The organism is Alteriqipengyuania triglochinis, assembly GCF_054655655.1.
In genome coordinates, this window is sequence record NZ_BAAHNC010000003.1 from 307,141 (window position 1) to 330,641 (window position 23,501).

Sequence of the window (23,501 nt, forward strand, 5' to 3'; positions counted from 1 at the left end):
GGCTATTCCGCCGCCTCGACGATTTCCTCGACCGGATCGTACATGTCCTGCGCCCGCGCTCGCCGCTCGATCAGCGAATAGTCTGGGAAGATCGGGTCTTCGATGTCGCGGTATGCACGCAGGTGCTGCTTCGCAACCGTCACCTTGTGAACCTCGGTCGGGCCGTCGGCGATGCCCATCACCATCGACCCGATCAGGTTGCCCACGAAGGGCATCTCGTTCGACACGCCGAGCGATCCGTGGATGTGGATGCAGCGCTGCGCGATGTCATGATAGACCTTGGGCATCAGCGCCTTGATCGCCGCGATATCCTTGCGGACCTTGCGGTAGTCCTGGTGCTTGTCGATCATCCACGCGGTTTTCAGGACGAACAGCTTGAACTGCTCCAGCTCGATATAGCTGTCCGCGATCTGCATCTGCACGCTCTGGTAATCGGCGATCGTGCCGGTGCGCGTCTTGCGGCTGACCGCGCGGCGGCTCATCGCGTCGAGCAGGCGGCGGCAATTGCCTACCGTACGCATCGCATGGTGGACGCGGCCGCCGCCCAGCCGGGTCTGCGAGATGGCGAAGGCCCCGCCGCGCTCACCCAGCAGATGATCCGCCGGAACGCGCACGTCGGTGTACCGAATGTAGCTCTCCGAACCGTTCTCCTGCCCGTAAACGCCCACGTTGCGCACGATTTCGACGCCGGGTGTGTCGACCGGCACGATGAACATGCTCATCCGCTGGTGGCGCGGAGCATCGGGATCGGTCACCGCCATCACGATTAGGAAATCGGCCCACTTGCCGTTGGTGGAGAACCATTTCTCCCCGTTGATCTTCCAGTCATCGCCGTCAGGCTCGGCGCGGGTGACGAAGTTGGTCGGGTCCGATCCGCCCTGTGGCTCGGTCATCGAGAAAGCTGAAACGATCTTGTTTTCAAGCAACGGTTCCAGATACCGCGTTTTCTGTTCCGGCGTGCCGTAATGGGCGATGATCTCCGCATTGCCGGTGTCGGGCGCCTGGCAGCCGAACACGATCGGCGCGAAGCTCGCGCCGCCGAGAATCTCGTTCATCAGGCCCAGCTTGACCTGGCCGTAGCCCTGTCCGCCCAGTTCCGGTCCGAGGTGGCAGGCCCACAGGTCCTGCTGCTTCACCTCGTCCTGCAAGGGCCGAACAAGCGCGTTTCTCCGCGAGTTCTTGACGTCATAGGGATGAATGCCGAGCAGGCCGAGCGGCTCGACCTTCTCACGCACGAAGCCTTCCATCCAGTCCAGCTTCTCTTGGAAACCGGGCTCGGTCTCGAAATCCCAGGCCATCGTTTTCTCTCCCACGCGACGCGCTTTTGCACGTTCTGGGAGCGAGCATACCTAGTTTTCAAAAAGGAACAAGGGATCGCTTTGCGGCGCGGCAAACATGCAGCGCTTCATCATGACGGTGACCAGCTTCGCGCCGTCTTCGGTCGCGATGGGCGATTTGTTCACGAGCAGCCGCCATGTCTTGCGCCATAATATGCTAATGCGAGTTAGTCGCATTTACAGAGGGGAAAAGGTGGGGTACTCCCGATTCGACGGCAGCAAGGAGCACGACCATCGCCATGGCCTTCGATCTCGATCTTCTCACCAGCACGCCCGATATCCGGAACGTCGCGCCCGTCCACGCGCGGATCGTCCAGGCGCTGCGCTACACGCACCTTGCCCGGCGGGGGCGCAGCTTCTGCTGCGATGACCTGGCCGACCAGCTCGGCGCGCCGCTGGCGGTGCATTCTTTCCTCGTCTTCCTTGATGAAGCGGGCAGGGCGTGGCCCGAACCCATCGTACTGAACCCGCCGTGCCGCAGCCGCATGAGCTATGACGAAATGCTGCTGGTGGATTGCGCGACCGCCGCCGCGAAGAACGACCGCGCGTCGTTCGACACGTTTCTGTGCGACATGCTCGATGCGTCGCGCCGCCAGTCGGTCTGGAACGCGGCACGGCGGCTGATGGCGCGCATGGCGGTGGCGATCTAAGCGCGACGCACGGGCCGGCGCCGCCTAGCCGCTACCCTTCGGCGCGGATCGACGAGAGCTTCTTTTCCCATGCCAGCGCGTGTTCGATGATCGTATCGAGATCGTCGTATTTCGGCGTCCACGGCACTGTCGCACGCAGCAGCGAACTGTCGGCGACCAGCATCGCCGGGTCGCCCGCGCGCCGTCCCCCGAAGACCCGTTCGACCTGGGCGCCGGTCACCCGGTCGACCGCGTCGAGCACTTCAAGCACCGAGAACCCGCGTCCGTAGCCGCAATTCATCGTCATCGATCGGTCCGGTTGCGCGATCAGGGCATCGAGCGCGAGGACGTGCGCCGCCGCCAGATCGCTGACGTGGATATAGTCGCGCACGCCGGTGCCGTCGGGCGTGTCGTAATCGGTCCCGAACACGCTCACCGCGTCGCGCTTGCCCAGCGCGGCTTCGACCGCAACCTTGATCAGGTGCGTCGCGCCGGCGGTGGACTGGCCGGTGCGCGCCTGCGGGTCTGCCCCTGCAACGTTGAAGTAGCGCAGGGCGCAGAAGTTGATCGGGTAAGCCGCCGCGCTGTCGCCAAGCATCTGTTCGGTCATCAGCTTGGACCAGCCATAGGGATTGATCGGCACGGTCGGCGTCCGCTCGGTCACCGGTGAGACGTCGGGCACGCCGTAGGTCGCGGCGGTCGAGCTGAAGAGGATGTGCGGCACGCCTGCCGTCACCGCCGCTTCGATCAGCGTCCGGCTCTTGGCCGTGTTGTTGTCGTAATAGGCGAGCGGCTTCTCCACCGATTCGGGCACGATGATCGAGCCCGCGAAATGCATGATCGCGCGCGTCCCCTGGTCGGCGAAGATGCGGGCGAGCAGGTCGCGGTCGGCAACGTCGCCTTCGTAGAAGGGGACGTCCTGCGGCACCGCAAAGCGGAAGCCGGTCGAAAGATTGTCGATCACCGCCACCGGGCGGCCTGCATCGCGCAGGGCGTGGACCGCGTGGCTGCCGATATAGCCGGCGCCGCCGGTTACGAGGACGGGGGCGGGGGACGCGCCACCGCTCTTGGAAGGGGATGTGCCGTTCATGCAGGCGATGCTAGGCCAGCACTGCTTTCAAAGAAATAAAGTTCTCGATCGCAAGGGGGTGGCGCCGGGCGATCGCGCTGGCCCTGCTCAATCCTCGTCGAGGTCGCACGCATCGGCCAGCACCACCGTGCCCGCCGGTTCGAGCATCGCCCGCCCGTGGGCGAAATCCGCTGCGCGCATCGCTTCGGCGGGATTGGCGAAATCGAAGACGTGGGCGATGCCCACATGCATTTCGACCATGCCGAGCGTCTTGTTGGAAAACCTGTCTTGCCAGCGGCGCGCCGAGAGGTCGACGATGCTCTGTTCGAGGATTGCTTGGAACTGCGTGATGGTGATCCCGCGCGCCAGCATGATGAATTCTGACGCGGTCTTGCGGGCGCTGTAGCATTCCCCGCGCGTTGCCAGCGACAAGGTGCTGGCGACCCGTTCCATCAGGCGGGTGGCGGTATGAAGCCCGTGGTTCTCGACGATCTGATCGATCCGGCTGACCGAGCAGATCGCGACCGACAGCGGTTCCACCTCGTTGCGGGCGATGCGGAAATTCTCCCTCAGGGCGACCTCGAACTGGGCGCGGTTGGGCAGGCTCGTCTCGATCGCAGGCGCATCGGGGCGCGCGTCGCCCAGGCCATCGGCATGGCGGCGATGCACGGGCAGGCAGGCAGTCGCCAGGTCGAGCTCGTCGCGATAGGCGCGCGCGGCACGGGCGGCTTCGCGCACGAAACGCTCTTCGTTCCGGTCGACCCGGTCGCCCAGAAGGCCGAGGCTCTGCGCCATCCGGTCGATCCGTCCGGGCATGCGGGCAAAGGCATCTTCGGCCGCGACGGGGCCGGGCGTGCCGCCGCGTGCCTCGTGAATGGAAACGACGTTGCCCTGGCTCGCCGAATAGCTGCGCCAGAACGCCTTGATCAGGCTTTCGAGCGTCAGCCCCTCGCCGTTGGCGACGACAATGTCGGCGATCCGCCCCATGGCATCGTGAATGTCGCCGTGGTGCTCCGGTGTGTGAAGTCCCGGTGACGCGCGCAGCGCCTCGTGGTTAACCTCCTCGGCAGCAGCCCGCCCATGTCGCATGATCGTTCTTCCTCTTCCCGTGACCAAGAACGGCATTGCGACCGCACTTTTAAAGGGCGCTTCGCGAGCGGGAGCCGCACGGCATCTGCGCAGCGGCAATAGCTTCTTAAGGTTAATGCACTCGCAAGATGTCGGCGGCGATTTTCGTCCGTTTCGGAGCACGCGCCATTGCGCGGTTACGGTGGCGGCGGCCCTTGTGAGCGCGCGGCCCGCGTGCCCGATAGCTCGACATCCGCAGTTCCTCGTATTTCTGCGGAGCGCATAAACGCGGATGTTGTCCTCACGGCCAGTGCGGCCGCAAGCATGGGGGACATCGGCAATGCGCGACAAAGTGGTACTGATCGATCCGGACAAGGATGCGCTGGCGCATATGCTGCGCGTGCTGGCTGCGACCGGATTTCATGTGCAGCCGTACGAGCGGCTGGCCGAGTTCCTGCTGTACCGCGAGGCGTCGGACACGGCGGTGCTGGTCGCCGATGACCGGCTCGACGCGCTCGTCGTGCGCCGCAGGCTGATGGAGTTCGGAGAGTGGCTGGCGATCATCGCGTTCGGGCAGGAGCCTTCGCCGCAGCGGATCGCCGAATTCGTCAAAGGGGGCGGTTACGATTACCTCGCCTTGCCGATCGACGCGGCCCTGCTCAAGCGCAGTCTGGCGCAGCTCGACAAGGGGCAGGCGGACTACGCCAGCGCGCGCCGCAGGGCCGCCTGTGCGCGGATCCGGCTGGGCAGGCTGTCCCCGCGCGAGGCCGAGGTGCTCGCCTGCATGGCGGACGGGCATTCGAACAAGGCGATCGGGATCGGGCTGGGGATCAGCCCGCGGACGGTGGAAATCCACCGGGCGAACATGCTCGCCAAGCTCGACGCCAGTTCGAGCGCAGAGGCGCTGCGCATGTTCTTCGAAGACACGCTGCTCAACTGCGAGGTAGCGGCTGCGGCGAAGTGATCCGCTGGCGGAGCGGCGGCGGGCGACAGCAACGCGCGCAGGGGGCACGGCGGGATCGCAAGGAACGACGAATATGACATCGGTTTTTACTTGGGATGCACCCGTTTGATCGAGGCCATTTAGAGGTCGCGCGGCCACTTGCGTGCGCTTTACGCAAGACTCAAATTATACTGACGTTACGGAAAGCTCGGTTGTTGCGCGCGGTGTCGCGGAAGTGCCACAGTAATGACCCGAAAGCTGCTGCGACTTGTAATTCTATTCCAATGCAGGCAAGCTGCAAATGCTTGGGAGAAGGCTATTTCCGAGTGGTGACGACACATTAAAGAATGGCGCGCCGCTTGGGTTGTTAGGTTGGAAATGCAGCGTCTGCGCCTGCAATCCGGCCTGCCCGTCTCCCGTCGCATGTAATAATTTTTACCGGGAGTAAGCATGAAAGCCACCCTCACTCGCTCGATCGCGCTGGGCGCGCTCGCCGGCAGTCTCGCATTTCCGCATGTGGCTGCCTTCGCGCAGGACACCGATCCGCAAAGCGCTGCCACCGATATGGAAGAGCAGCTCGATGACAGCCCCGTCATCGTCGTTACCGCGCAGGGTCGTACCCAGCAGCTGACCGATGTTCCGGTCGCGGTAAACGTGGTTTCTTCGGAAGAACTGCGCAATTCCGGCGCGAACGATATTCGCGAACTCAACCAGGTCGCCCCCTCGCTGCTGGTTTCCTCCACCGGCAACGAATCGAATGGTTCCGCGCGTATCCGCGGCATCGGCACGGTCGGCGACAACCCCGGTCTCGAAAGCTCGGTCGCGGTGTTCGTCGACGGCGTATACCGGTCGCGTTCGGGCAACGCGCTGAGTGAACTGGGCCCGATCGACCGGGTCGAAGTGCTGCGCGGTCCGCAGGGCACGCTCGGCGGGCGCAACAGCTCGGCCGGCCTGATCAACATCTACACCGCTCCGCCCGAATTCGAATTCGGCGGCTACGGCGCGTTCAGTTACGGCAATTACGATGCGATCCGTGTCGAAGGCGGCGTCACCGGCCCGATCGGCGAAACGCTCGCGGCCCGTGTCGACGGTGTCTATTTCAAGCGTGACGGCTTCTACAACGATGTCGTCAACAATACCGACGTCAATGATCGCGACCGCTATCTGGTGCGCGGGCAGCTGCTGTTCGAACCGTCCGAAACGATCACCGCACGCCTGACGGCAGATTATTCGAAGAAGGACGAGGCGTGCTGCGCCGCGACCTTCGTGCAGCCCAGCTTCGCACCGCTGGCGCGCCTTGCGGACGATGTCTCGCCGGTCTCTGCCGATGCGAAGTTCGACTATCCCGGCACGCAGACCCCCGCGCTGACCAGCACGGCGAACCCGATCGTGCCGGTGCTGCTGGCGCTCGGCCAGAATCCGGCTGCGCTGACGCAAGATACCTTCAACCGCGACATCTATGTCAGTCAGGGCCGCAGCTATGCTGGTGAGACCGAGGATTACGGCGTCGGCTTCGAACTGAACTGGGATTTCGGCGGCGCGCAGCTGACCTCGATCACCGGGTATCGCGAATATTCCAACTTCCAGGGGTCGGACACCGACTACACGCAGGTCGACATCCTCTACCGCACACCCGGGGAAGACGCCGGTGCGCGTCAGTTCAAGACCTTCAGTCAGGAACTGCGCCTGCAGGGCGAAGCCTTCGACGGCACGCTCGACTGGCTGATCGGCGGCTATTTTGCCAATGAGAAGCTCGAAACGCGCGACAACCTGCGCTTCGGCACGCAGTACGGAGCCTTCGCGCCCTGCCGCGTCGTCAACGCGATCAACCCCGCGCTGGCCGATCCGTCCTCTTCGGGCTGTATCTCGGCGGGAGCCCGCACGGTCGTGGCTCCGCTGCTCGGCCCGGCATCGCCGCTGATCTTCGCCGGGCTCGATAACCTCGCGACGATCAACGATCTCGGTTCGACGAGGGATGTCTACAACCAGGAGAGCAACAACTTCGCGGTTTTCACGCATAACATCGTGAACATTACGGACCGGCTCAACCTGACCCTCGGCCTTCGGTACACCAGCGAAACCAAGGACTTCGACGCAGCCTTCGGCAACGACAACACCGTGTGCCCGACCAACCGGGCGCTGCTTTCGCCGCTGCTCGGCACGGGTGCCGCAGCGCTGGCGGGCGGGATTATCTCGCTGTCATGCCAGGGCAACAGCACCGCCGAACTCAACGGCGTCACGCTGTCCGACAGCCGTGACGAGGACGAATTCACCGGCACCGCGATCCTCTCGTTCAAGCCGACCGATCGCCTGCTGACCTACGCCAGCTACTCGCGCGGCTACAAGGCGGGCGGCTTCAACCTCGACCGTTCGGCGCTTCAGGCGAGCCCGGTGGTCGGCAACCCGGCGGTGACCGGTTCGACGGAAAACCTCCAGTTCGGCCAGGAAACCGTCGACGCCTTCGAAATCGGCAGCAAGTACGACGGGCGCAACTGGACGCTGTCGGTCGCCGCGTTCTACCAGGAGTTCTCGAACTTCCAGCTGAACACCTTCAACGGCTCGGTCTTCGTCGTTCAGAACATCAACGCGTGCGGCACGTCGCTGGGCGGGGCGGATCTGGACAACGACATCACGACCGGCGCTTGTAGCCCCGATGACGTGCAGCCCGGCGTCGTCGCCAAGGGCGTCGAGGCCGAACTGAGCCTGCGGCCGGCACGCTTCCTCACCACCAATTTCGGCCTGACCTACGCCGATACCCGGTACGAGGACGACCTGATCGGCGATGATACGGGTACTCCGCTTGATCCGGCGCTGCGTCTGCTGCCGGGCGACAACATGTCGAACGCGCCGGAGATCACCGCGACCGCATCGGTTTCGTATACCCCGCCGATCGGCGACAGCGGCCTGAGCGGCCTGTTCTACCTGAACACCCGCATGAGCAGCGATTACAACACCGGCTCCGACCTGCTGTACGGCAAGGAACAGGACGGCTTCGTACTCGTCAACGGACGCATCGGCATCCGTGGCCCGGACGAAAAGTGGGCGCTGGAACTGTGGGGCCAGAACCTGTTCGACCAGGACTACACGCAGGTCGCCTTCAACACGCCCTTCGTGGCCGAGCAGCAGACCTATTCTGCCTACCTCGCCGAGCCGCGGACCTACGGCATCACGGTGCGCGCGGGCTTCTGATCGCAAGCCCGGGCACTGCCCAAAGAAACGGCGCGGGAGGCAATGCCTTCCGCGCCGTTTTTACTTTCCCGGGGGTGGGGACATGATGGCCCCTGCGCAGGCCCGCCTTACTGAACGACGTCGGCCCAGTCGGGGTGGCGCATCGCCTGGGCCTTGAAGAAGGGGCACAGCGGGACGATGCGGAAACCCTCGGCTCGTGCATCCGCCACGACCCGCTCTGCAAGGGCCGAACCGATGCCCTTGCCCCGCAGGCTGTCGGGCACGCCGGTATGGTCGACGATCACGAGCGTGGGGCTGGCACGGGAGAAGGTGAGTTCGCCCACCTCGTCGACGCCATCGACATGAGCGACGTAGAGGCCCTTCGAATCGTTCTCGACCCGGGTGATGGTGATATTGCTCATGCCCAGCGGTCTAGCGCACCGGCCATGGGCGCGGAACCCGCGCTCAGAACTTGCCGGCCTGATGGTCCCTGATGGCCTGCACGATTTCCTCGCGCGTGTTCATCACGAACGGGCCGTGGGCGACCATCGGCTCGCGGATCGGGTCCGCATGGCCGAACAACAGCAGGCAGCCGCTCTCGCTCGACACTTCGACGCCATCCCCGTCGCCCAGCTTCGCGAGCGTGTGCTCGGGCACCTCGCTGCCGCCGGCGCTTGCTGCGCCGCGCACGGTATAGAATAGCACATTGCGGCCTTCGGGGGCGGGGAGGGTGGCCGAACTGCCGGGCGCTATCTCGATCGTGGCGAGCATGACGCCAGTGAGCGATTCGATCGGCGCGCCCTGCGTACCCGAGGTGGGGTGCATGGTAACGCCCGGGGCCAGCTCTACCGCCGCGATCTGGTCCGCGGTTACGGGTATGTAGGCAGGCGTCGTCATCTTCAGGCGCGCGGGCAGGTTGACCCAAAGCTGGAGAATCTCGAGCGGGCCGCCGCTTTGCTTGAAGGATTCGGGCGAAAGCTCGGCATGGGTCAGGCCGCTGCCTGCGGTCATCCATTGCACGCCGCCTTCTTCCACGATGCTCTCGCCGCCGCCGGTATCGTGATGGGCGAGGCTGCCTTCGAGGATGAAGGTCACGGTCTCGAATCCGCGGTGCGGATGGGGCCCGAACGGCAGGCCGCGATTGCCGGGCGGGTAGGTCTGCGGCCCGTGGTGGTTCAGGAACAGGAACGGATCGACCTGTTCGAGCCCTGCGCCCGGCACGGGTCGGCGGGTGACGAGCGTGTCGATATCATCGCGCACGGCGCGGTGGAGCGATAGGAGGGGGCGTGTTGTCATGCCCGCCCACATAGGGTCCCGGCCGTTGGATACCAGCCTGCGCGATCGCCCGGATGGGCGGGAAGGCGGGTGGTGCACATCGCGATGAAGAGGGTAATTCCACTGGTCGGGAAGACAGGATTCGAACCTGCGACCCCCACACCCCCAGTGTGATGCGCTACCAGGCTGCGCTACTTCCCGAGCAGTGGAAGGGGGCCTATAGGGACGCTTCGCGCGGCTGGCAATGCCCTCCTTTCACTCGCCACGCAAAGTCGGGCCGAGCGCGATTGCTCTCCGCCTGCAAGGCTGCTAGTCGCGCCGGTCAAGGCGGGCCTGGGAGGGCAGCTGCGTTTCGCTTCGCCGCGAAGCTTGCACTCACCATCCCGGCACTCCATCTCGACCGTTCACTTTCAAACAGGTACCCGGTTCCCAATGCTCGATCTCATGACCGCCGCGGCCGGCGCAGCAGGTGCGCCACCGGCTTGGATGCAGTTCCTGCCCTTCGTGGGCATGATCTTGATCTTCTGGTTCCTTATCATCCGTCCGCAGATGAAGCGGCAGAAGGATCATCAGGAAAAGATCGGCGGGCTCAAGAAGGGCGACCGGGTCGTCACCGCGGGCGGGCTGATCGGCAAGATCGTCGCCGTGCGCGATGACGAGGTCGAACTGGAACTGGCGCGGGACGTGCGGGTCAAGGCCGTGAAGAGCACGATCGGCGACGTGATCCTCCCCAAAGCCAGCAACGACTGAGCGCAGGAAGACCCGCGAGATGCTCGAATTTCCACGCTGGCGCAAAATTTGGCTGTGGGGGCTCACGCTCGCCGTCGCCATCTGCGCGATCCCTTCGCTGTTCGCCGCTGCGGGCATTTCCTATCCCGATGAACTGCCCGAGCCGACGGTCAACCTCGGCCTCGACCTCGCCGGTGGCAGCCACATCCTGCTGGAGGCGGAACCCTCGCAGGTGGCGGCGCAGCGCCTCCAGAACATGGAAGAGAGCGTGCGCAACGCGCTTCGCAATGCGAGCCCGGAAGTGCGCATCGGCGATGTCTCGACCAGCAATGGCCGCCTCTCCTTCATGCTGGAGGATGCGGGCGAGATCGACCGGACGCGCGAAATCCTGACCCCGCTGATGAACGGCGAGGGGCTGACCCGCGAATGGGAGCTGACTGTCGTCGACACCAGCCGCGTCGTGCTTACGCCTTCGCAGCAGGCGATCGACAATGCGGTGACGCAGGCGATGGATTCGGCGACCGACGTGGTTCGCCGCCGGATCGACGAGCTGGGCACGCGCGAGCCGACGATCATCCGCCAAGGTGATACGCGGATCGTGGTGCAGGTGCCCGGCCTGCAGGATCCCGAACAGCTCAAGGAACTGCTCGGCCAGACCGCGCGGCTCGAATTCAAGCTGGTCGATCAGGACGCGCTGCCGTCCGATGTGGCGCAGGGCATTGCGCCTGCGGGCAGCGAGATATTCCCCTACGCCGCGGGCACCCCGTTCGAAGGCAGCAGCATCGCGGTCCGTCGCCTCGGCGGCATCCAGGGCGACCGGCTGGTCGACGCGAGCGCAGGCGTCGATCCGCAGACGAACGAAAACGTCGTCAACATCAAGTTCGACTCGCAGGGCGCCCAGCGCTTCGCGCAGCTGACCACCCAGAACGTCGGTAAGCCTTTCGCCATCATCCTCGACGGCGAAGTTCTTTCCGCACCCAATATCAACGAGCCGATCCGCGGTGGTTCGGCGCAGATTTCGGGCAGCTTCAATGCCGATAGCGCAGCCGCGCTGTCGATCTCGCTGCGTTCGGGCGCGCTGCCGGTGGACCTCGCGATCGTCGAGGAACGCACCGTCGGGCCTGACCTTGGTGCGGACTCGATCAAGGCGGGCCTGATCGCGATGGGCATTGGTTCGCTGCTGGTGGTGGCCCTGATGATCGTCACCTATGGCCGTTTCGGCGTCTATGCGACGATGGCGCTGGTCATCAACGTGATCATGATCCTGGGCATCATGGCGGTGCTCAACACCACGCTGACGCTGCCCGGTATTGCCGGGTTCGTGCTCACCATCGGTGCGGCGGTGGACGCCAACGTGCTGATCTACGAACGCATTCGCGAAGAGCGCAAGCGCGGGCGGCGCGTGGTGACGGCGGTGGAAACCGGCTACCGCGAAGCCAGCCGTGCGATCTACGACGCCAATATCACCAACTTCATTGCCGGTGCGCTGCTCTTCATGTTCGGCTCGGGCCCGATCCGCGGCTTCGCGGTCGTCCTGATCATCGGCCTGTTCACCAGCGTCTTCACCGGCGTCACGCTGACCCGCATGTGGGTGGCGGGCTGGCTGAAGGCCAAGCGCCCGCGCGACCTCAACATCTGACCGGGGCGAGAGAAGACACATGAAACTCCTGAAGCTCGTCCCCGACGATACGAACATCAAGTTCCTCAAGTGGCGCGTGCCGTTCTACGTGTTCAGCATCATCCTGATCGCACTGAGCTGGACCGCGGTGGCCACGATGGGCCTGAACTACGGCGTCGACTTCGCCGGCGGTCAGGAAATCCGCGCCACCTTCGTCGGCCAGGAAGAGGCGCCGATCCCCGAAATCCGCGAGACGGTGGCCGGACTGCCCGATACCGGCGACCCGGTGGTGCAGCGCTTCGGCGCCGCCAACGAGATCTCGATCCGCGTCAAGCTGCCAGCCGAGGCCGAAGGCGACAAGGAATTCGCCGATCGCCTGACGCGCAATATTACCACCGCGCTCGACGCCGAATACCCGAACATGCGGATCGACGGGGTCGACAGCGTGTCCGGCAAGGTCTCGAACGAGTTTCGGGAGCGTGCGCTGTACGCGCTGCTGGCCGCGATGGCAGCAATTGCGATCTACATCTGGGTCCGGTTCGAATGGCAGTTCGGCGTGGGCGGCCTGTTCGCGCTGTTCCACGACGTATCGCTGACGATGGGCTTCTTCGCGCTGACCCAGCTCGAATTCAGCCTCCAGATCATCGCCGCGATCCTCGCCATCATCGGCTATTCGCTGAACGACACAATCGTGGTGTACGACCGCATCCGCGAAAACCTGAAGAAGTTCCGCAAGATGCCCGTGCCCGAACTGCTCGACCTGTCGGTCAACGAGACGCTGGCGCGTACCGTGATGACCTCGCTGACGCTGCTCGTCGCGCTGATCCCGCTGCTGTTCTTCGGGCCGGCCAGCCTGTTCGGCATGGTCGCGGCGATCACGCTGGGGATCTTCGTGGGCACCTACAGCTCGATCTACATGGCGGCCCCGCTGCTGATCTGGCTGGGCGTCACCTCGACCAGCTTCGTGCCGCAGGATGGCAAGGCCGACCAGCAGGAGAAGATTGCGCGCGGCGAGGCCTGAGGCCCGCCAGCCGATCCCTGACGCTTGCGATCGCGGGCTGAGGCAACTCAGCCCGCGATCGCCTCCGAATAAATGGCATCGAGGGCCTGCGCGTGCGCGGGCCAGCCGAAACCTTCGACCACCCGCGCGGTGTCCGCAGGGGCGGGCGGATTGTCGAGGATCGTGCGCACGCCCCGTGCGATAGAAGACGGATCGCGCGCCACGATGATTCCAGCGGCGGCCCCGCGCACCACTTCGCGCGCGCCGCCGACATCCGCCACCACGATGGGCGTGCCGCAGGCAAGCGCCTCGACCCACGCGTTCGCCAGCCCCTCGCTTGCCGAGGGCAGGACCATCGCATTGGCGGCGGACAGGATCAGCGGCAGCAGGTCGTGGTCGACCGAGCCGAGGAAGTGCACCCGAGGGGCCAGTCCAAGCTCGTCAGCCAACGCGCGCAGCCTCGCCTCGTCTGGTCCCTTGCCGACCAGCAGCAGCCGCGCGCCGGGCGTGGCTTCTGCCGCAAGCTCTGCCAGTGCGCGCAGCACCAGTGCCTGGCCCTTGCGCTCAATCAGCGCGCCCACGGTGGCAAGGATGAGCTCCTTCTCGCCCAACGGCAGATCGAGCCGCTCGCCCAGCAGACGCCGTAGCCCCGCGTTTTGAAGGGGCCGGAACCGGTCACGGTCGAGGCCGGTGTGGTGGATCGCGATTTTGCCGCGGTCCATGCCAAGCGCGGCCATGTCTCCGGCCAGCGCCTTGCTGACCGATAGCAGACGCGCGGCCTGCTTCGCGGCGTCGAGCATCTTCGCCCGCGCGAAGCCCCTGCCGCCCCAGTAGTGAATATCCGCGCCGCGTGCCTTGATCGCCAGCGGCAGGCCCAGGTCGCGCGCGATGGCGGCGGCGGCGGGCCCGTCCGGGTAGAAGAACTGCGCATCGACCATGTCGAAGGGCCGCTCTTCGTGCAGCCGGCGGGCAAGCGGCAGGACGCTGCGCGCGATCATGCCGGGGTTGAGCCGTCCGCCGATCCTGGGGATCAACGTGAAAGGCGGCCGATGAACGCTGATCCCGCCCCGATCCTCGTCGAAAGCGGCGTCGGCGAGGGCGCTGTATTCGCCCACGATCACCGGGGGTAGTCCGACCGGGTTGACCACCGTTACATCCCAGCCGGGTTGCGCCGCCAGCGCCTCCAGCGAATTGGCCACGAAGGTGCCGAAGCGCGGACGAGCGGCATTGGGGTAGAGCGTTGCGAGGGAGAGCAGCCGGGGCATCGCGCTACAACGGCCTCACCAGTGTTTCGGCCACGGCGAGCCAGGCGGGATCTTCCACCACGACCTGCTTGCGGCCCGGCTCGGGCGGCAGCAGCGCGAGGCGCCCCGGTGCACTGTCGACCAGTCGCCCGAAGGCGAAGCGGCCCGCGCGGCGCGGGACCAGCACGTCGCGGTTGATCGCGCGTGCCGCGTCTTCCGGCGCGATCTGCCGCAGCCAGAGCTGATCGCCCGCACGATAGGCCCCGGTGCTCGCTGCGACCTGCATGACCAGCTGCGTTGCGCCCTGTCCCATGTCGCCCGGCGTCACCGCCTCGCGCGGGGTCTCGAGCGCGTGTGCGCCGCTATCGTCCAGCGTCGCGACGATGGCGATCGGGTTTGCGTCTTCCGAGCGGACGAGCAGCTCGGGATCGATCCCGAGGGCAGCCGCAATCCGTTCCATCCATTTGAGCGAGAGGTTGCGTGTGCCCGTCTCCAGCCGTCCGATGGTCTGCGCGGTGGTGGGCGGATCGCAGGCGGCGGCCAGATCGGCCAGTGTCCACCCTTTCTGACGGCGAATATCACGTATCCGGTTAATCATTGTTTGGCTCGCCTTTTACCAATCCGGTGAATTCACTTTCCTACAGCCTGTCGCTTTTGGCAAGTCCCGCGCCGAGTGAAGCAGCGATGGAGATGGAGATGACGCGCGAACTGGCGGAACGCGAGCTGACGAGCGAGGGGCCCCGGAGAACGAGGGAGGGCAAGGTGCAGGCGCGGCGGCGATCGGTCACCGTGAACCTCGCCGAAAGCCCGCTAACCTGGCTGCACGCGCGCGGCCATCTGAGCGATCGCCTGTTCGACGCGGGCGAGCGGCTGCGCGCCGACTACGAGAAGGCGCAGCTTTCGCCCTCGGTCACGATGCGGTGGGACCCGGTGCGGATAAAAGGCGGGCCCGATACAGGGCTCTCGCCGACGGAGCGGCAACTGGCGGCGAAGGAGCGGTTCGACGGCGCGCTGGCGGCGGCGGGTAGCGGCCTCGCCGATGTGCTGTGGCGCGTGGTCTGCGCGTGCGAGAGCCTGCCGCAGGCCGAACGCGCGCTGCAATGGCCAGCGCGCAGCGGCAAGTTGGTGCTCAAGCTCGCGCTGGAGCGCGTGGCCGATTTCTACCGCATTCGGTGAGGTGCGGTTTTTGCCTTCTGGACACTGTGTCAGGTGTGTCAGGCATCGCGCGTTCGGTCCGCGCTTGTGGATCGTGCGGGCGCTCCGCCCGTTGGTCGTGGGAAGACGCGGACATGAAGGACCATCGACCATGAAGCTCTACTATTCCCCCGGCGCCTGCAGCCTTGCCAGCCATATCGCCCTGATCGAGGGCGGTCTCGACCACGAAACGGTGAAGGTCGACCTGTCCAAGCATCGGACCGAGGATGGCGATGATTTCTACCGGATCAGCCCGCGCGGCTACGTGCCCGCGATCGTCACCGACGATTTCGGCCTGATCACGGAGAATGCCGCCGTGCTGCCGTACCTGGCGAAGGCCACCGGCACCCTGCCCGAAGGCGAGGCGCATTTCCGCCTGCACGAATGGATCGGCTTCATCGGAACCGAGATCCACAATGCCTACGCGCCGCTGTTCGGCGGGGCCGAGGGCGATGCGAAGTCCAAGGCGAAGGACACAGTGGCGCAGAAATACCAGCTCGCCGAAACGCTGATGGACGGGCGCGAGTGGCTGGTCGGCGATGGGCCTACGGTGGTCGATAACTACCTGCTGGTCACGCTGCTGTGGGCCGACAAGTTCGGCATCGACCTTCCGCAATCGCTGGTCGCCTATCGCGAGCGCAACCTCGCGCGCGATGCGGTGAAGGCGGCGATGGCCGACGAAGGGCTCGGCTAGGCGAGCATGGCGCGCACGCGCTTGCGGACTTCGGGCAGCATCTCGGCTTCGAACCATGGATGCTTGCGCATGAACATGGTCGATCGCCACGAGGGGTGGGGCAGCGGGATGGTGTCGCCGAAATCTCGCCAGTTCGCGATCCGGTCCGCCATCCGCTCGCCCTTCGTGGCGGGGAGGTAGCGTTTCTGGGCGTAAGTGCCCACGAGCAGCGTCAGCCGGTCGTCGGGCAGGGTCGCCAGCACACGCTCGTGCCACAGCGGTGCGCATTCGGGGCGGGGCGGCTTGTCGCCGCCGCTCGCCTTGCCGGGATAGCAGAAGCCCATCGGGACGATTGCAACGAGCGCTGGATCGTGCAGCTGGTCGCGGGTCAGTCCGCTCCATTCGCACAGCCGCGCGCCACTCGCATCGTCCCACGGAATGCCGCTCGCATGGACCTTGCTGCCCGGTGCCTGCCCGACGATGAGAATGCGACCGGTTGCGGAGAACTGCGCCACGGGGCGGGGCGTGAAGCCGAGCGCTGTCTCGCACACCCGGCAGGCGGCGATCTCCCGGTGCAGGTCTGTGTTCGGATCCGCCGCGCTCAACCCTCGACCCGCTCGGCGAGTTCGAGCCAGCGCTCTTCCGCCGCGTCCTTCTCTGCCCGCGCGTTCTCGATGCCCTTGGAGATCGTGGCGAATCGCTGCGGGTCCTTGGAATACAGGTCCGGATCGGCGAGGATCTGCTCGCCACGCGCGATCGCCAGTTCCAGCTCCTCGATCCGTTCGGGCAGCGTGTCGTAGTCGCGCTGGTCCTTGAAGCTGAGCTTGTCGGCGCGCGGAGGCGGGGGAGGCGGCGGCGGCGCGCTCTTGGTCGCAGACTTCGACTTGCCCACGATGGGCTTGGCGCGCTTGGCGACCCAGTCCTCGTACCCGCCCGCCACGACATCGACCTTGCCCGAACCGTCGAGGCCGAGCGTGACGGTGACGGTGCGGTCGAGGAAATCGCGGTCGTGGCTGACGATCAGCACGGTGCCCTCGTAGTCCGCGATGACCTCCTGCAGCAGGTCGAGCGTCTCGAGGTCGAGGTCGTTGGTCGGCTCATCCAGCACGAGGAGGTTGGACGCACGCGCGAACTCGCGGGCCAAAAGGAGTCGCGACCGTTCGCCGCCCGACAGGATGTCCACCTTGGTGTCGACGATGCCCGGATCGAACAGGAACTCCTTGAGGTAGCCCTGCACATGCTTGCGATTGCCCCGAACGTCGATCCAGTCGCCGCCTTCGGCCAGTACCTGCCGCACGGTCTTGCCCTGGCCGAGCAGGCTGCGCTGCTGGTCGATCATCACGCCGGTCAGCGTCTTGGCGATGTCGACGCTGCCGCTGTCGGGCTCGATCTCGCCGGTCAGCATCTTCAGCAGCGTGGTCTTGCCCGCGCCGTTGGAGCCCACGATGCCGATCCGGTCGCCGCGCTGGATGCGCAAGCTGAAGTCGCGGATGATCGTGCGCTCACCACCTTCCGGGGTGGGATAGCTCTTCGAGATATGGTCGGCGACGATCACCGACTTGCTCTTGAAGTCCTCCTCGGTCGCCAGCTTCAGCTTGGCCGTGCCGCTCGTGTCGATCATCGAGGCACGCTGCGCGCGCATCTTGTAAAGCGCTTCGAGCCGCCCCTGATTGCGCTTGCGCCGCGCGGTGACGCCACGCTCCAGCCAGTGCGCTTCCAGCTTCAGCTTCGCGTCGAGTTTCTCCGCCGCGCGCGCTTCCTCGGCATAGACCTGCTCTTCCCACGCCTCGTACCCGCCGAAGCCGACTTCCTTGCGGCGCATGGTGCCCCGGTCGAGCCACAGCGTCGCGCGGGTCAGCCGCTTGAGGAAGGTACGGTCGTGGCTGATGACGACGAAGGCACCGGTATAGCGGTCGAGCCAGCTTTCCAGCCAGTCGATCGCCGCGAGGTCGAGGTGGTTGGTCGGCTCGTCCATCAGCAGCAGGTCGGGGTCCTGCGCCAAAGCGCGGGCAATGGCTGCACGGCGCTTCTCGCCTCCGCTCGCGCCCTTGGCCTCGCGGCTCATGTCGATCCCGAGCTGGGATGCGATCGCCTCCACCTCGTGCTCGGCCGGCGGGTTCTCGCCGCTGAGCGCGAAGTCCATCAGGGTGTTGCAGGCGGACACATCAGGGTCCTGCTCCAGCACCACGATTCGCGTACCGGGCTTGACCTTGCGCTGGCCCTGGTCGGCATCGAGCTTGTCGTCGATCAGGCGGAACAGCGTCGTCTTGCCCGCACCGTTGCGGCCGATCAGCGCGAGGCGATCGCGCGGGCCGACATGCAGGTCGATATTGTCCTGATCGGGCCCGCCGAACAGCCAACGGCCCCCTTGCTGGAGGCCGAGGTTTTCCCAGGAGAGGATCGGGGGCTGCGCCATAGAGCGCGCGAGGTAGGCGCGCGCGGGCCCTGCATCAAGCCATCATGGCTCGCCGCGCTGCCGCTTCTGCTCCTCGACCATCTGCGCTACGCTCTCGAGCAGGGCGGGGGCGTCGTAGACGATGCCGTCCTTCACCGTCCAGCGCACGCCGCCGACGGTCTCGATCGTATTGGTTTCCCGGTTCAGCCGCTTGTGCCCGGTGCCGTAGAGCACCTTCAGGTTGGCGAGCGGATTGCCGTCCACGATCGCGAGATCGGCGAGCTTGCCGACCGCGATCGATCCGTAGGGCGGCTCCTCGCCCTTGTGCTCCCAGATCTCCTGTGCGCCGTTGTAGGTTGCCGCACGGATCACCTCGAGCGCGCTAAGCCCGGCTTCGCGCAACATTTCCAGTTCCGCGACATAGGCGAAGCCCCACGTCTGGTAGATATAGCCTGGGTCCGATCCCGCGGTCACCCTGCCGCCCTTGCGGTGGAAATCGCGCGTCAGGTCCATCCAGTGGCGGTAGAAGCGGCGCCAGGCGACTTCGTCCTCGGTCGTCCAGTCGTGGTAATAGCTGCCGTGATTGGTGAGGCTCGGCTCGTAGAAATCCATCAGCGAGGGCAGGGTGTACCGTTCGTGCCATTCGAGCGTGCGCGCCCGCATTACGTCGCGGCTCGCCGAGTAGATGTTGAAGGTGGGCGTCAGCGTGACGTCGCTGTCGATCAGGAAGTCGACATATTCGTCCCACTCCTCGCTCCCCGGCTCCACGATCTGGTCGGCCAGACGAGCGACCCAGGCGAAGCGGGCCTGTTCGTCCCGGTAGTTGTAGTCGTCAGGGTAGCGGACCAGCGCCGTGTCGGAGAGCAGGCTTTCGAAATGGCCGTAGAAATGGGTGACGTCGTCGAGCCCCAGCTCCACCGCGCGGCGGGCATTGACCTGCGCAACACCCATCTGCGCAAGGTGGGCGACCGTGCCCATGCCCTGCTTCTCCGCCTCATCGAGCGCGGCTTCCAGCAGTGCGGGCGGATGGCTGAAGAACTTGACCCCTTCGAACCCGGCCGCCTTCGCCCAGCGGACCCATTCGCGCGCCCTGGCCGGGCTGTCGATGCTGCCGCCGTCCCACTTGTCGCCGAATGCGGCGTAAGGGACCAGCCGGGGGGCGACGATCGTATTCGCCGCGCTTCGGGCGCGGTCGGACAGGTCGTCGCCGGGGCCGAAATAGAAGGACACCCCGCGTACGGTGGTGACGCCATGGGCCAGCCACAGGCGATAGGCATAGTCGGACTGGGGGGCCTTGCCGGGGTCGCCATTATGGCCGTGCATGTCGATCATGCCGGGGATCACGTACATCCCGCCCGCATCCACCACCCGGTCGGCGGCATCGCGTGCCCGCGCATTGGCCGCGCTGGGTGCCATGGCCACGATCCGGTCGCCCTCGATCACGATGTCGAGCGGTCCGGTCGGCGGCGCGCCGGTCCCGTCGATGACCATCGCGCCGGAGACGATCAGGCTGCCGAAGGGCCCTTCGCCGACATCCGCCGGCCGATCGGGCACCCGCTCCATGCCGGTCGGTTCGGGCGTTGACTGGGCAAGCGCGGGCGCTACGCTCGCGGCAAGCAAGATCGACATGGTGATGCGGAACAATTTCATTGCTGGTGCTCTCCCCTTGCGAGACTCGTAAGCCTCATCGCGCCGTTCTATCAAGAGAAGGACTTTCCCCCATCATGCGCATCTCCCCCATTCTTCTTGCAAGCGCTGCCCTGCTGGCCGCCCCCGCCGCGGCTGCCGATGTCCAGATTCAGGCCACGGGTCCGGTGATCGAACTGGTCGTGAACGAGCAGGTCGAGGTCGAGCCGGACGAGGTCACGATCAGCGCGGGCGTGCGCAACGAGGCGATGACCGCGCAGGAAGCGCTGGCGCAGAACTCGCAGGCTATGGAGCAGGTGATTGCGCGGCTGCGCTCGCTCGGCATTCCCGAGCGCGACATTCAGACAACGCGCATCAACCTCGGTGCCCGCTTCGATTACGATCAGCAGACGCGAGACCAGATCTTTCGCGGGTACGAAGCATCGAATCAGGTGCGCGTGACCCTGCGCGATACCGAAGAGGTCGGCAACGTACTCGATGCGCTGGTGAAGGCCGGGGCGAACGACATCAACGGTCCGACCTTCTCGATCTCCGACGACACCGAGCCCAAGGCCGAGGCACGCCGCCGCGCGCTGGAGCGGGCGCGGACGATGGCGATGGATTATGCGGCGGTCGCGGGCTATTCCAACGTCCGCGTCCTCAGCATCTCGGAGAGTGTCCAGGGTTCCGCGCGCGAATTCAGCGCCGATGCCATCGTCGTTACCGGCTCGCGGATCGGCGGTGCGCCGCCGGTGCAGCCGGGCATGGTCGAGACCGGGGTCACCGTCAGTGTCACCTACGAGGCGGTCAATTAAGTTATTCGTTCACAAATTCGAGCAGGAATCTGAACGAAGGGGGCTGCGGTGCATTCAGAGGTCGTTCAATGGCTTCGGGCCACTGGTAACGAACACATGAAACGGATCGTCGCCCCTCTTCTGCTCGGTTGCGCCATCGCCGCAACGCCAGTGCCTGCGCTTGCGCAGAGCAGCCCCGCGCAGGACGCGGCGCGGCGCGATACGCAATCGGGCAAGGCCCTGCCGCTGCGACAGCTCGAACAGATCGCCTTCAAGACGCTGGACGGGCCGCTGTGTTCGAATGCGCGCAACGCGAACAACTGCTACGAATATCTCGGCTTCGCCTACGACCCGGTCGCAACCGCCTACCGGTTTCGCTTCATCCGCAGGAGCGTGGTCATCGACGTCGACATCGACGCGCGAACCGGCCGTGTCATCGGCCGCTCCCGCTGAGCTATCTGGCACAAAGGCAGGCCATGTTGTTGACGTTTGTGCGCTATCCGCTCCAAGGAGCGAGCTTGCTAGAGAGACTGGGCAAGTGACAAGGAAAAGACGCCGATGCGCATCCTGATCGTGGAAGACGAGCCCACGCTGGGCGAGCAGCTGAAATCGACGCTGGAACAGAACGGCTATGCCGTCGACCTGTCGACCGACGGGGAGGACGGGCATTTCCTCGGCTCGACCGAAAATTACGACGCGGTGATCCTCGACCTCGGCCTACCCGAGATCGACGGGCTGACCGTGCTCGGCATGTGGCGCAAGGAAGGACGCACCTTCCCCGTGCTGGTGCTGACCGCGCGCGATAGCTGGTCGGACAAGGTCGCCGGCCTGGATGCGGGCGCGGACGATTACCTCGCCAAGCCGTTCCAGACCGAAGAGCTGATCGCCCGCCTGCGTGCGCTGATCCGCCGTGCTTCTGGCAATACCAGCAGCGAGCTTACTGCCGGCGACGTGCGGCTCGACACCCGTTCGGGCCGCGTCACGCGCGGTGGCGACCCGGTCAAGCTGACGGCGCAGGAATACAAGCTGCTGAGCTATCTGATGCACCACAAGGGCAAGGTGGTCAGCCGCACCGAACTGATCGAGCATATCTACGATCAGGATTTCGACCGCGATTCGAACACGATCGAGGTCTTCGTCACCCGCATCCGCAAGAAGCTGGGCGCGGAAGTCATCACAACGATCCGTGGCCTTGGCTACAGCCTCGACGACCCCGCCGACGCCCCCCGAGCGTAAGGGCGCGCCTGCGGCGGTCGTGCGGACGCACAAACCGGGCAGGCGCGATCCGAATGCGCCGGACCGTGTGGCGGGCGAGGCGTATGAAGGGCGTCCGCGCGATTTCATGGCGCCGCATACTGGCAGCCTGACATGGCGCATGATCATCATCTCGGCGCTGTGGATCATCATCCTGTTGCTGGGCGGCGGGCTCGCGCTCGATCGCACGCTGACCAGCATGGTCGAAACGAACTTCGACACTCAGCTCGACAACAACCTTACTGCACTGATCGCTTCGGCGCAGATCCAGCCGGGCGGCCAGGTCTGGTTGATCCGTCCCATGGGTGACCAGCGCTTTCTGGAACCCAATTCAGGCCTCTATTACCAGATCAGCCCCGCGGGTGAGCCGGTGACACTCGACAGCGAAGCGGTCCATCCCTCGCGATCGCTGTGGGACCAGGCGCTGGAACTGCGCCCGTCGGTGCAGGACGAGGTTGTCAATTACGACAGCCGCCAGTTCGAAGGCGAACCGCTGCGGATTGCCCAGCGCGACGCCGTGCTGCCGGGGGGCGATACCTTGTGGACCTTCGCGGTCGCCTCCTCGCGCGACGAGATCGACGAGCAAATCCACCGCATTCGCCGGATCCTGGTCATCAGCTTCGTGATCCTTGGTCTTGGCCTGATGGTACTGGTGCTGCTGCAAAGCTATGTCGGCCTGCGCCCGCTGCGCCGCATCCGGAACGCGATCCAGAACATCCGCAATGCCGGCAGCAACCGCGTGACCGCCCCGCTGCCGCTGGAGGTCCAGCCGCTGGTGCAGGAGCTCAACATGCTGCTCGAACATTCGGAGCGGCAGGCGGAAGAGGCGCGCACCCATGCGGGCAACCTAGCCCACGCGCTCAAGACGCCGCTGACCGTGGTCAACAATGCCGCGACCGCACATGCGCCGGACCTTGCCGACACCGTGATCCGCGAGGCGCGCACGATGCGTCGCCATGTCGACCATCACCTCGCCCGCGCACGCGCCGTAGGGCGCCGTGCGGTCGGCCATGCGCAGACGCCGGTGCGCGACAGCGCGGAAGCGGTCCGCCGTGCGGTCGAGCGGCTCTATCCCGACGTGCGCTTCGACATCGACGGTTCGCATGAGGCGAAGGTCGCGATCGAGCGGCAGGACCTCGACGAAATTCTCGGCAACCTGATCGAGAATGCCGCGAAATACGGCGGCGGCAGCGTGTTCGTTACGATCGATGCGGAGCCCGACGATCCGCGCTGCGTGCTCTGGATCGAGGATGACGGGATGGGCATTCCCGAGGAAAAGCGGGTCGAGATCTTCGACCGCGGTGCGCGGCTCGACACCGGCAAGCCCGGGACCGGCCTTGGCCTTGCCATCGTGCGCGATGTCGCGGAAATCTACGGTGGAGCGGTGGACCTTGCCGAGAGCGAAGACCTGGGCGGCCTCCTCGTCAGGCTGTCGTTGCCGCGCGCCTGAGTTGCGGCGCCCGGCGCGGAAGCGGGCCAGCGCCA

General features: G+C 65.6%; 22 protein-coding genes and 1 tRNA gene. 12 read left to right on the forward strand and 11 right to left on the reverse strand.

Translation table 11 applies throughout. From position 1 onward, the window contains the following. Positions 1-2 precede the first annotated feature (2 nt). Positions 3-1,298, reverse strand: coding sequence for an acyl-CoA dehydrogenase family protein (locus ACYQ0L_RS11695; protein ID WP_459789395.1), 1,296 nt, complete (start codon positions 1,296-1,298; stop codon positions 3-5). A gap of 278 nt (positions 1,299-1,576) precedes the next feature. Between ACYQ0L_RS11695 and ACYQ0L_RS11700 the strand changes: the two genes are divergently transcribed. Continuing rightward, positions 1,577-1,987, forward strand: a complete 411-nt coding sequence (locus ACYQ0L_RS11700; protein ID WP_459789396.1) for a hypothetical protein — start codon at positions 1,577-1,579, stop codon at positions 1,985-1,987. A gap of 31 nt (positions 1,988-2,018) precedes the next feature. On the opposite strand, the gene galE is transcribed toward ACYQ0L_RS11700, so the two are convergent. Together galE and ACYQ0L_RS11710 are read right to left on the reverse strand one after the other, a co-directional pair. Beyond that, complete coding sequence (galE, locus tag ACYQ0L_RS11705; protein ID WP_459789398.1) at positions 2,019-3,056, reverse strand: UDP-glucose 4-epimerase GalE; 1,038 nt, start codon at positions 3,054-3,056, stop codon at positions 2,019-2,021. 87 nt (positions 3,057-3,143) lie between these two features. Then, positions 3,144-4,124: a diguanylate cyclase domain-containing protein gene (locus ACYQ0L_RS11710; RefSeq protein ID WP_459789399.1), complete on the reverse strand. Its 981-nt coding sequence runs from the start codon at positions 4,122-4,124 to the stop codon at positions 3,144-3,146. 319 nt (positions 4,125-4,443) lie between these two features. Between ACYQ0L_RS11710 and ACYQ0L_RS11715 the strand changes: the two genes are divergently transcribed. Together ACYQ0L_RS11715 and ACYQ0L_RS11720 are read left to right on the forward strand one after the other, a co-directional pair. Next, positions 4,444-5,067, forward strand: a complete 624-nt coding sequence (locus tag ACYQ0L_RS11715; RefSeq protein WP_459789400.1) for a response regulator transcription factor — start codon at positions 4,444-4,446, stop codon at positions 5,065-5,067. Between the two features lie 429 nt (positions 5,068-5,496). Beyond that, positions 5,497-8,235 (forward strand): TonB-dependent receptor, encoded by a 2,739-nt coding sequence (locus ACYQ0L_RS11720; RefSeq protein ID WP_459789401.1) that lies wholly within the window; start codon positions 5,497-5,499, stop codon positions 8,233-8,235. 107 nt (positions 8,236-8,342) lie between these two features. Here ACYQ0L_RS11720 and ACYQ0L_RS11725 read toward each other — a convergent pair whose 3' ends face one another. The 3 genes from ACYQ0L_RS11725 to ACYQ0L_RS11735 form a co-directional block, all read right to left on the reverse strand. Then, entirely contained in the window at positions 8,343-8,636 is a 294-nt protein-coding gene (locus tag ACYQ0L_RS11725; protein WP_459789402.1) for a GNAT family N-acetyltransferase, read from the reverse strand. Positions 8,637-8,679: 43 nt separating this feature from the next. Then, on the reverse strand, positions 8,680-9,510 hold the full coding sequence (locus ACYQ0L_RS11730) for a pirin family protein (protein WP_459789403.1): 831 nt from the start codon (positions 9,508-9,510) through the stop codon (positions 8,680-8,682). 103 nt (positions 9,511-9,613) lie between these two features. After that, positions 9,614-9,690 (reverse strand) — tRNA-Pro (locus tag ACYQ0L_RS11735). Between the two features lie 231 nt (positions 9,691-9,921). On the opposite strand from ACYQ0L_RS11735, the gene yajC reads away from it, so the two are divergent. Genes yajC through secF form a run of 3 tightly spaced genes read left to right on the forward strand, consistent with a single transcriptional unit; the run spans position 9,922 to position 12,857 of the window. Beyond that, the gene (gene yajC, locus ACYQ0L_RS11740; RefSeq protein ID WP_459789404.1) at positions 9,922-10,239 is read left to right on the forward strand and encodes a preprotein translocase subunit YajC; all 318 of its coding nucleotides are present in this window, start codon (positions 9,922-9,924) and stop codon (positions 10,237-10,239) included. A 19-nt stretch (positions 10,240-10,258) separates the two neighbouring features. Then, the gene (gene secD, locus ACYQ0L_RS11745; protein WP_459789405.1) at positions 10,259-11,857 is read left to right on the forward strand and encodes a protein translocase subunit SecD; all 1,599 of its coding nucleotides are present in this window, start codon (positions 10,259-10,261) and stop codon (positions 11,855-11,857) included. A gap of 19 nt (positions 11,858-11,876) precedes the next feature. After that, complete coding sequence (gene secF / locus ACYQ0L_RS11750) at positions 11,877-12,857, forward strand: protein translocase subunit SecF (RefSeq protein ID WP_459789406.1); 981 nt, start codon at positions 11,877-11,879, stop codon at positions 12,855-12,857. Between the two features lie 47 nt (positions 12,858-12,904). Here the strand turns inward: secF and ACYQ0L_RS11755 are convergent, their stop codons facing one another. Together ACYQ0L_RS11755 and ACYQ0L_RS11760 are read right to left on the reverse strand one after the other, a co-directional pair. Continuing rightward, entirely contained in the window at positions 12,905-14,101 is a 1,197-nt protein-coding gene (locus ACYQ0L_RS11755; protein ID WP_459789407.1) for a glycosyltransferase, read from the reverse strand. A 4-nt stretch (positions 14,102-14,105) separates the two neighbouring features. Continuing rightward, positions 14,106-14,678, reverse strand: a complete 573-nt coding sequence (locus ACYQ0L_RS11760) for a helix-turn-helix transcriptional regulator (RefSeq protein WP_459789408.1) — start codon at positions 14,676-14,678, stop codon at positions 14,106-14,108. A 98-nt stretch (positions 14,679-14,776) separates the two neighbouring features. Between ACYQ0L_RS11760 and ACYQ0L_RS11765 the strand changes: the two genes are divergently transcribed. Both ACYQ0L_RS11765 and ACYQ0L_RS11770 read left to right on the forward strand, forming a co-directional pair. Further along, positions 14,777-15,256: a DUF6456 domain-containing protein gene (locus ACYQ0L_RS11765; RefSeq protein ID WP_459789409.1), complete on the forward strand. Its 480-nt coding sequence runs from the start codon at positions 14,777-14,779 to the stop codon at positions 15,254-15,256. Positions 15,257-15,386: 130 nt separating this feature from the next. After that, positions 15,387-15,968 carry a glutathione binding-like protein gene (locus ACYQ0L_RS11770; protein WP_459789410.1) on the forward strand — a complete coding sequence of 194 codons (582 nt, stop codon included), beginning with the start codon at positions 15,387-15,389 and terminating at the stop codon, positions 15,966-15,968. Here ACYQ0L_RS11770 and ACYQ0L_RS11775 read toward each other — a convergent pair. Genes ACYQ0L_RS11775 through ACYQ0L_RS11785 form a run of 3 tightly spaced genes read right to left on the reverse strand, consistent with a single transcriptional unit; the run spans position 15,965 to position 19,992 of the window. Beyond that, positions 15,965-16,552: a uracil-DNA glycosylase family protein gene (locus tag ACYQ0L_RS11775; protein ID WP_459789411.1), complete on the reverse strand. Its 588-nt coding sequence runs from the start codon at positions 16,550-16,552 to the stop codon at positions 15,965-15,967. The two genes, ACYQ0L_RS11770 and ACYQ0L_RS11775, sit on opposite strands and share 4 nt — an antisense overlap. After that, positions 16,549-18,363, reverse strand: coding sequence for an ABC-F family ATP-binding cassette domain-containing protein (locus tag ACYQ0L_RS11780; RefSeq protein ID WP_459789412.1), 1,815 nt, complete (start codon positions 18,361-18,363; stop codon positions 16,549-16,551). The genes ACYQ0L_RS11775 and ACYQ0L_RS11780 overlap by 4 nt, the downstream gene beginning before the upstream one ends. A gap of 42 nt (positions 18,364-18,405) precedes the next feature. Next, positions 18,406-19,992: an amidohydrolase family protein gene (locus ACYQ0L_RS11785; protein ID WP_459789413.1), complete on the reverse strand. Its 1,587-nt coding sequence runs from the start codon at positions 19,990-19,992 to the stop codon at positions 18,406-18,408. Between the two features lie 74 nt (positions 19,993-20,066). Here ACYQ0L_RS11785 and ACYQ0L_RS11790 point away from each other — a divergent pair, with 74 nt between their 5' ends. From ACYQ0L_RS11790 to ACYQ0L_RS11805, 4 genes are all read left to right on the forward strand, one after another. Then, positions 20,067-20,783 (forward strand): SIMPL domain-containing protein, encoded by a 717-nt coding sequence (locus ACYQ0L_RS11790; protein ID WP_459789414.1) that lies wholly within the window; start codon positions 20,067-20,069, stop codon positions 20,781-20,783. Positions 20,784-20,879: 96 nt separating this feature from the next. Further along, on the forward strand, positions 20,880-21,215 hold the full coding sequence (locus ACYQ0L_RS11795) for a PepSY domain-containing protein (protein ID WP_459789415.1): 336 nt from the start codon (positions 20,880-20,882) through the stop codon (positions 21,213-21,215). 105 nt (positions 21,216-21,320) lie between these two features. Next, positions 21,321-21,998, forward strand: coding sequence for a response regulator transcription factor (locus ACYQ0L_RS11800; protein WP_459789416.1), 678 nt, complete (start codon positions 21,321-21,323; stop codon positions 21,996-21,998). A gap of 106 nt (positions 21,999-22,104) precedes the next feature. Further along, on the forward strand, positions 22,105-23,466 hold the full coding sequence (locus tag ACYQ0L_RS11805) for a sensor histidine kinase (RefSeq protein WP_459789666.1): 1,362 nt from the start codon (positions 22,105-22,107) through the stop codon (positions 23,464-23,466). The last annotated feature ends 35 nt before the right edge of the window (positions 23,467-23,501 follow it).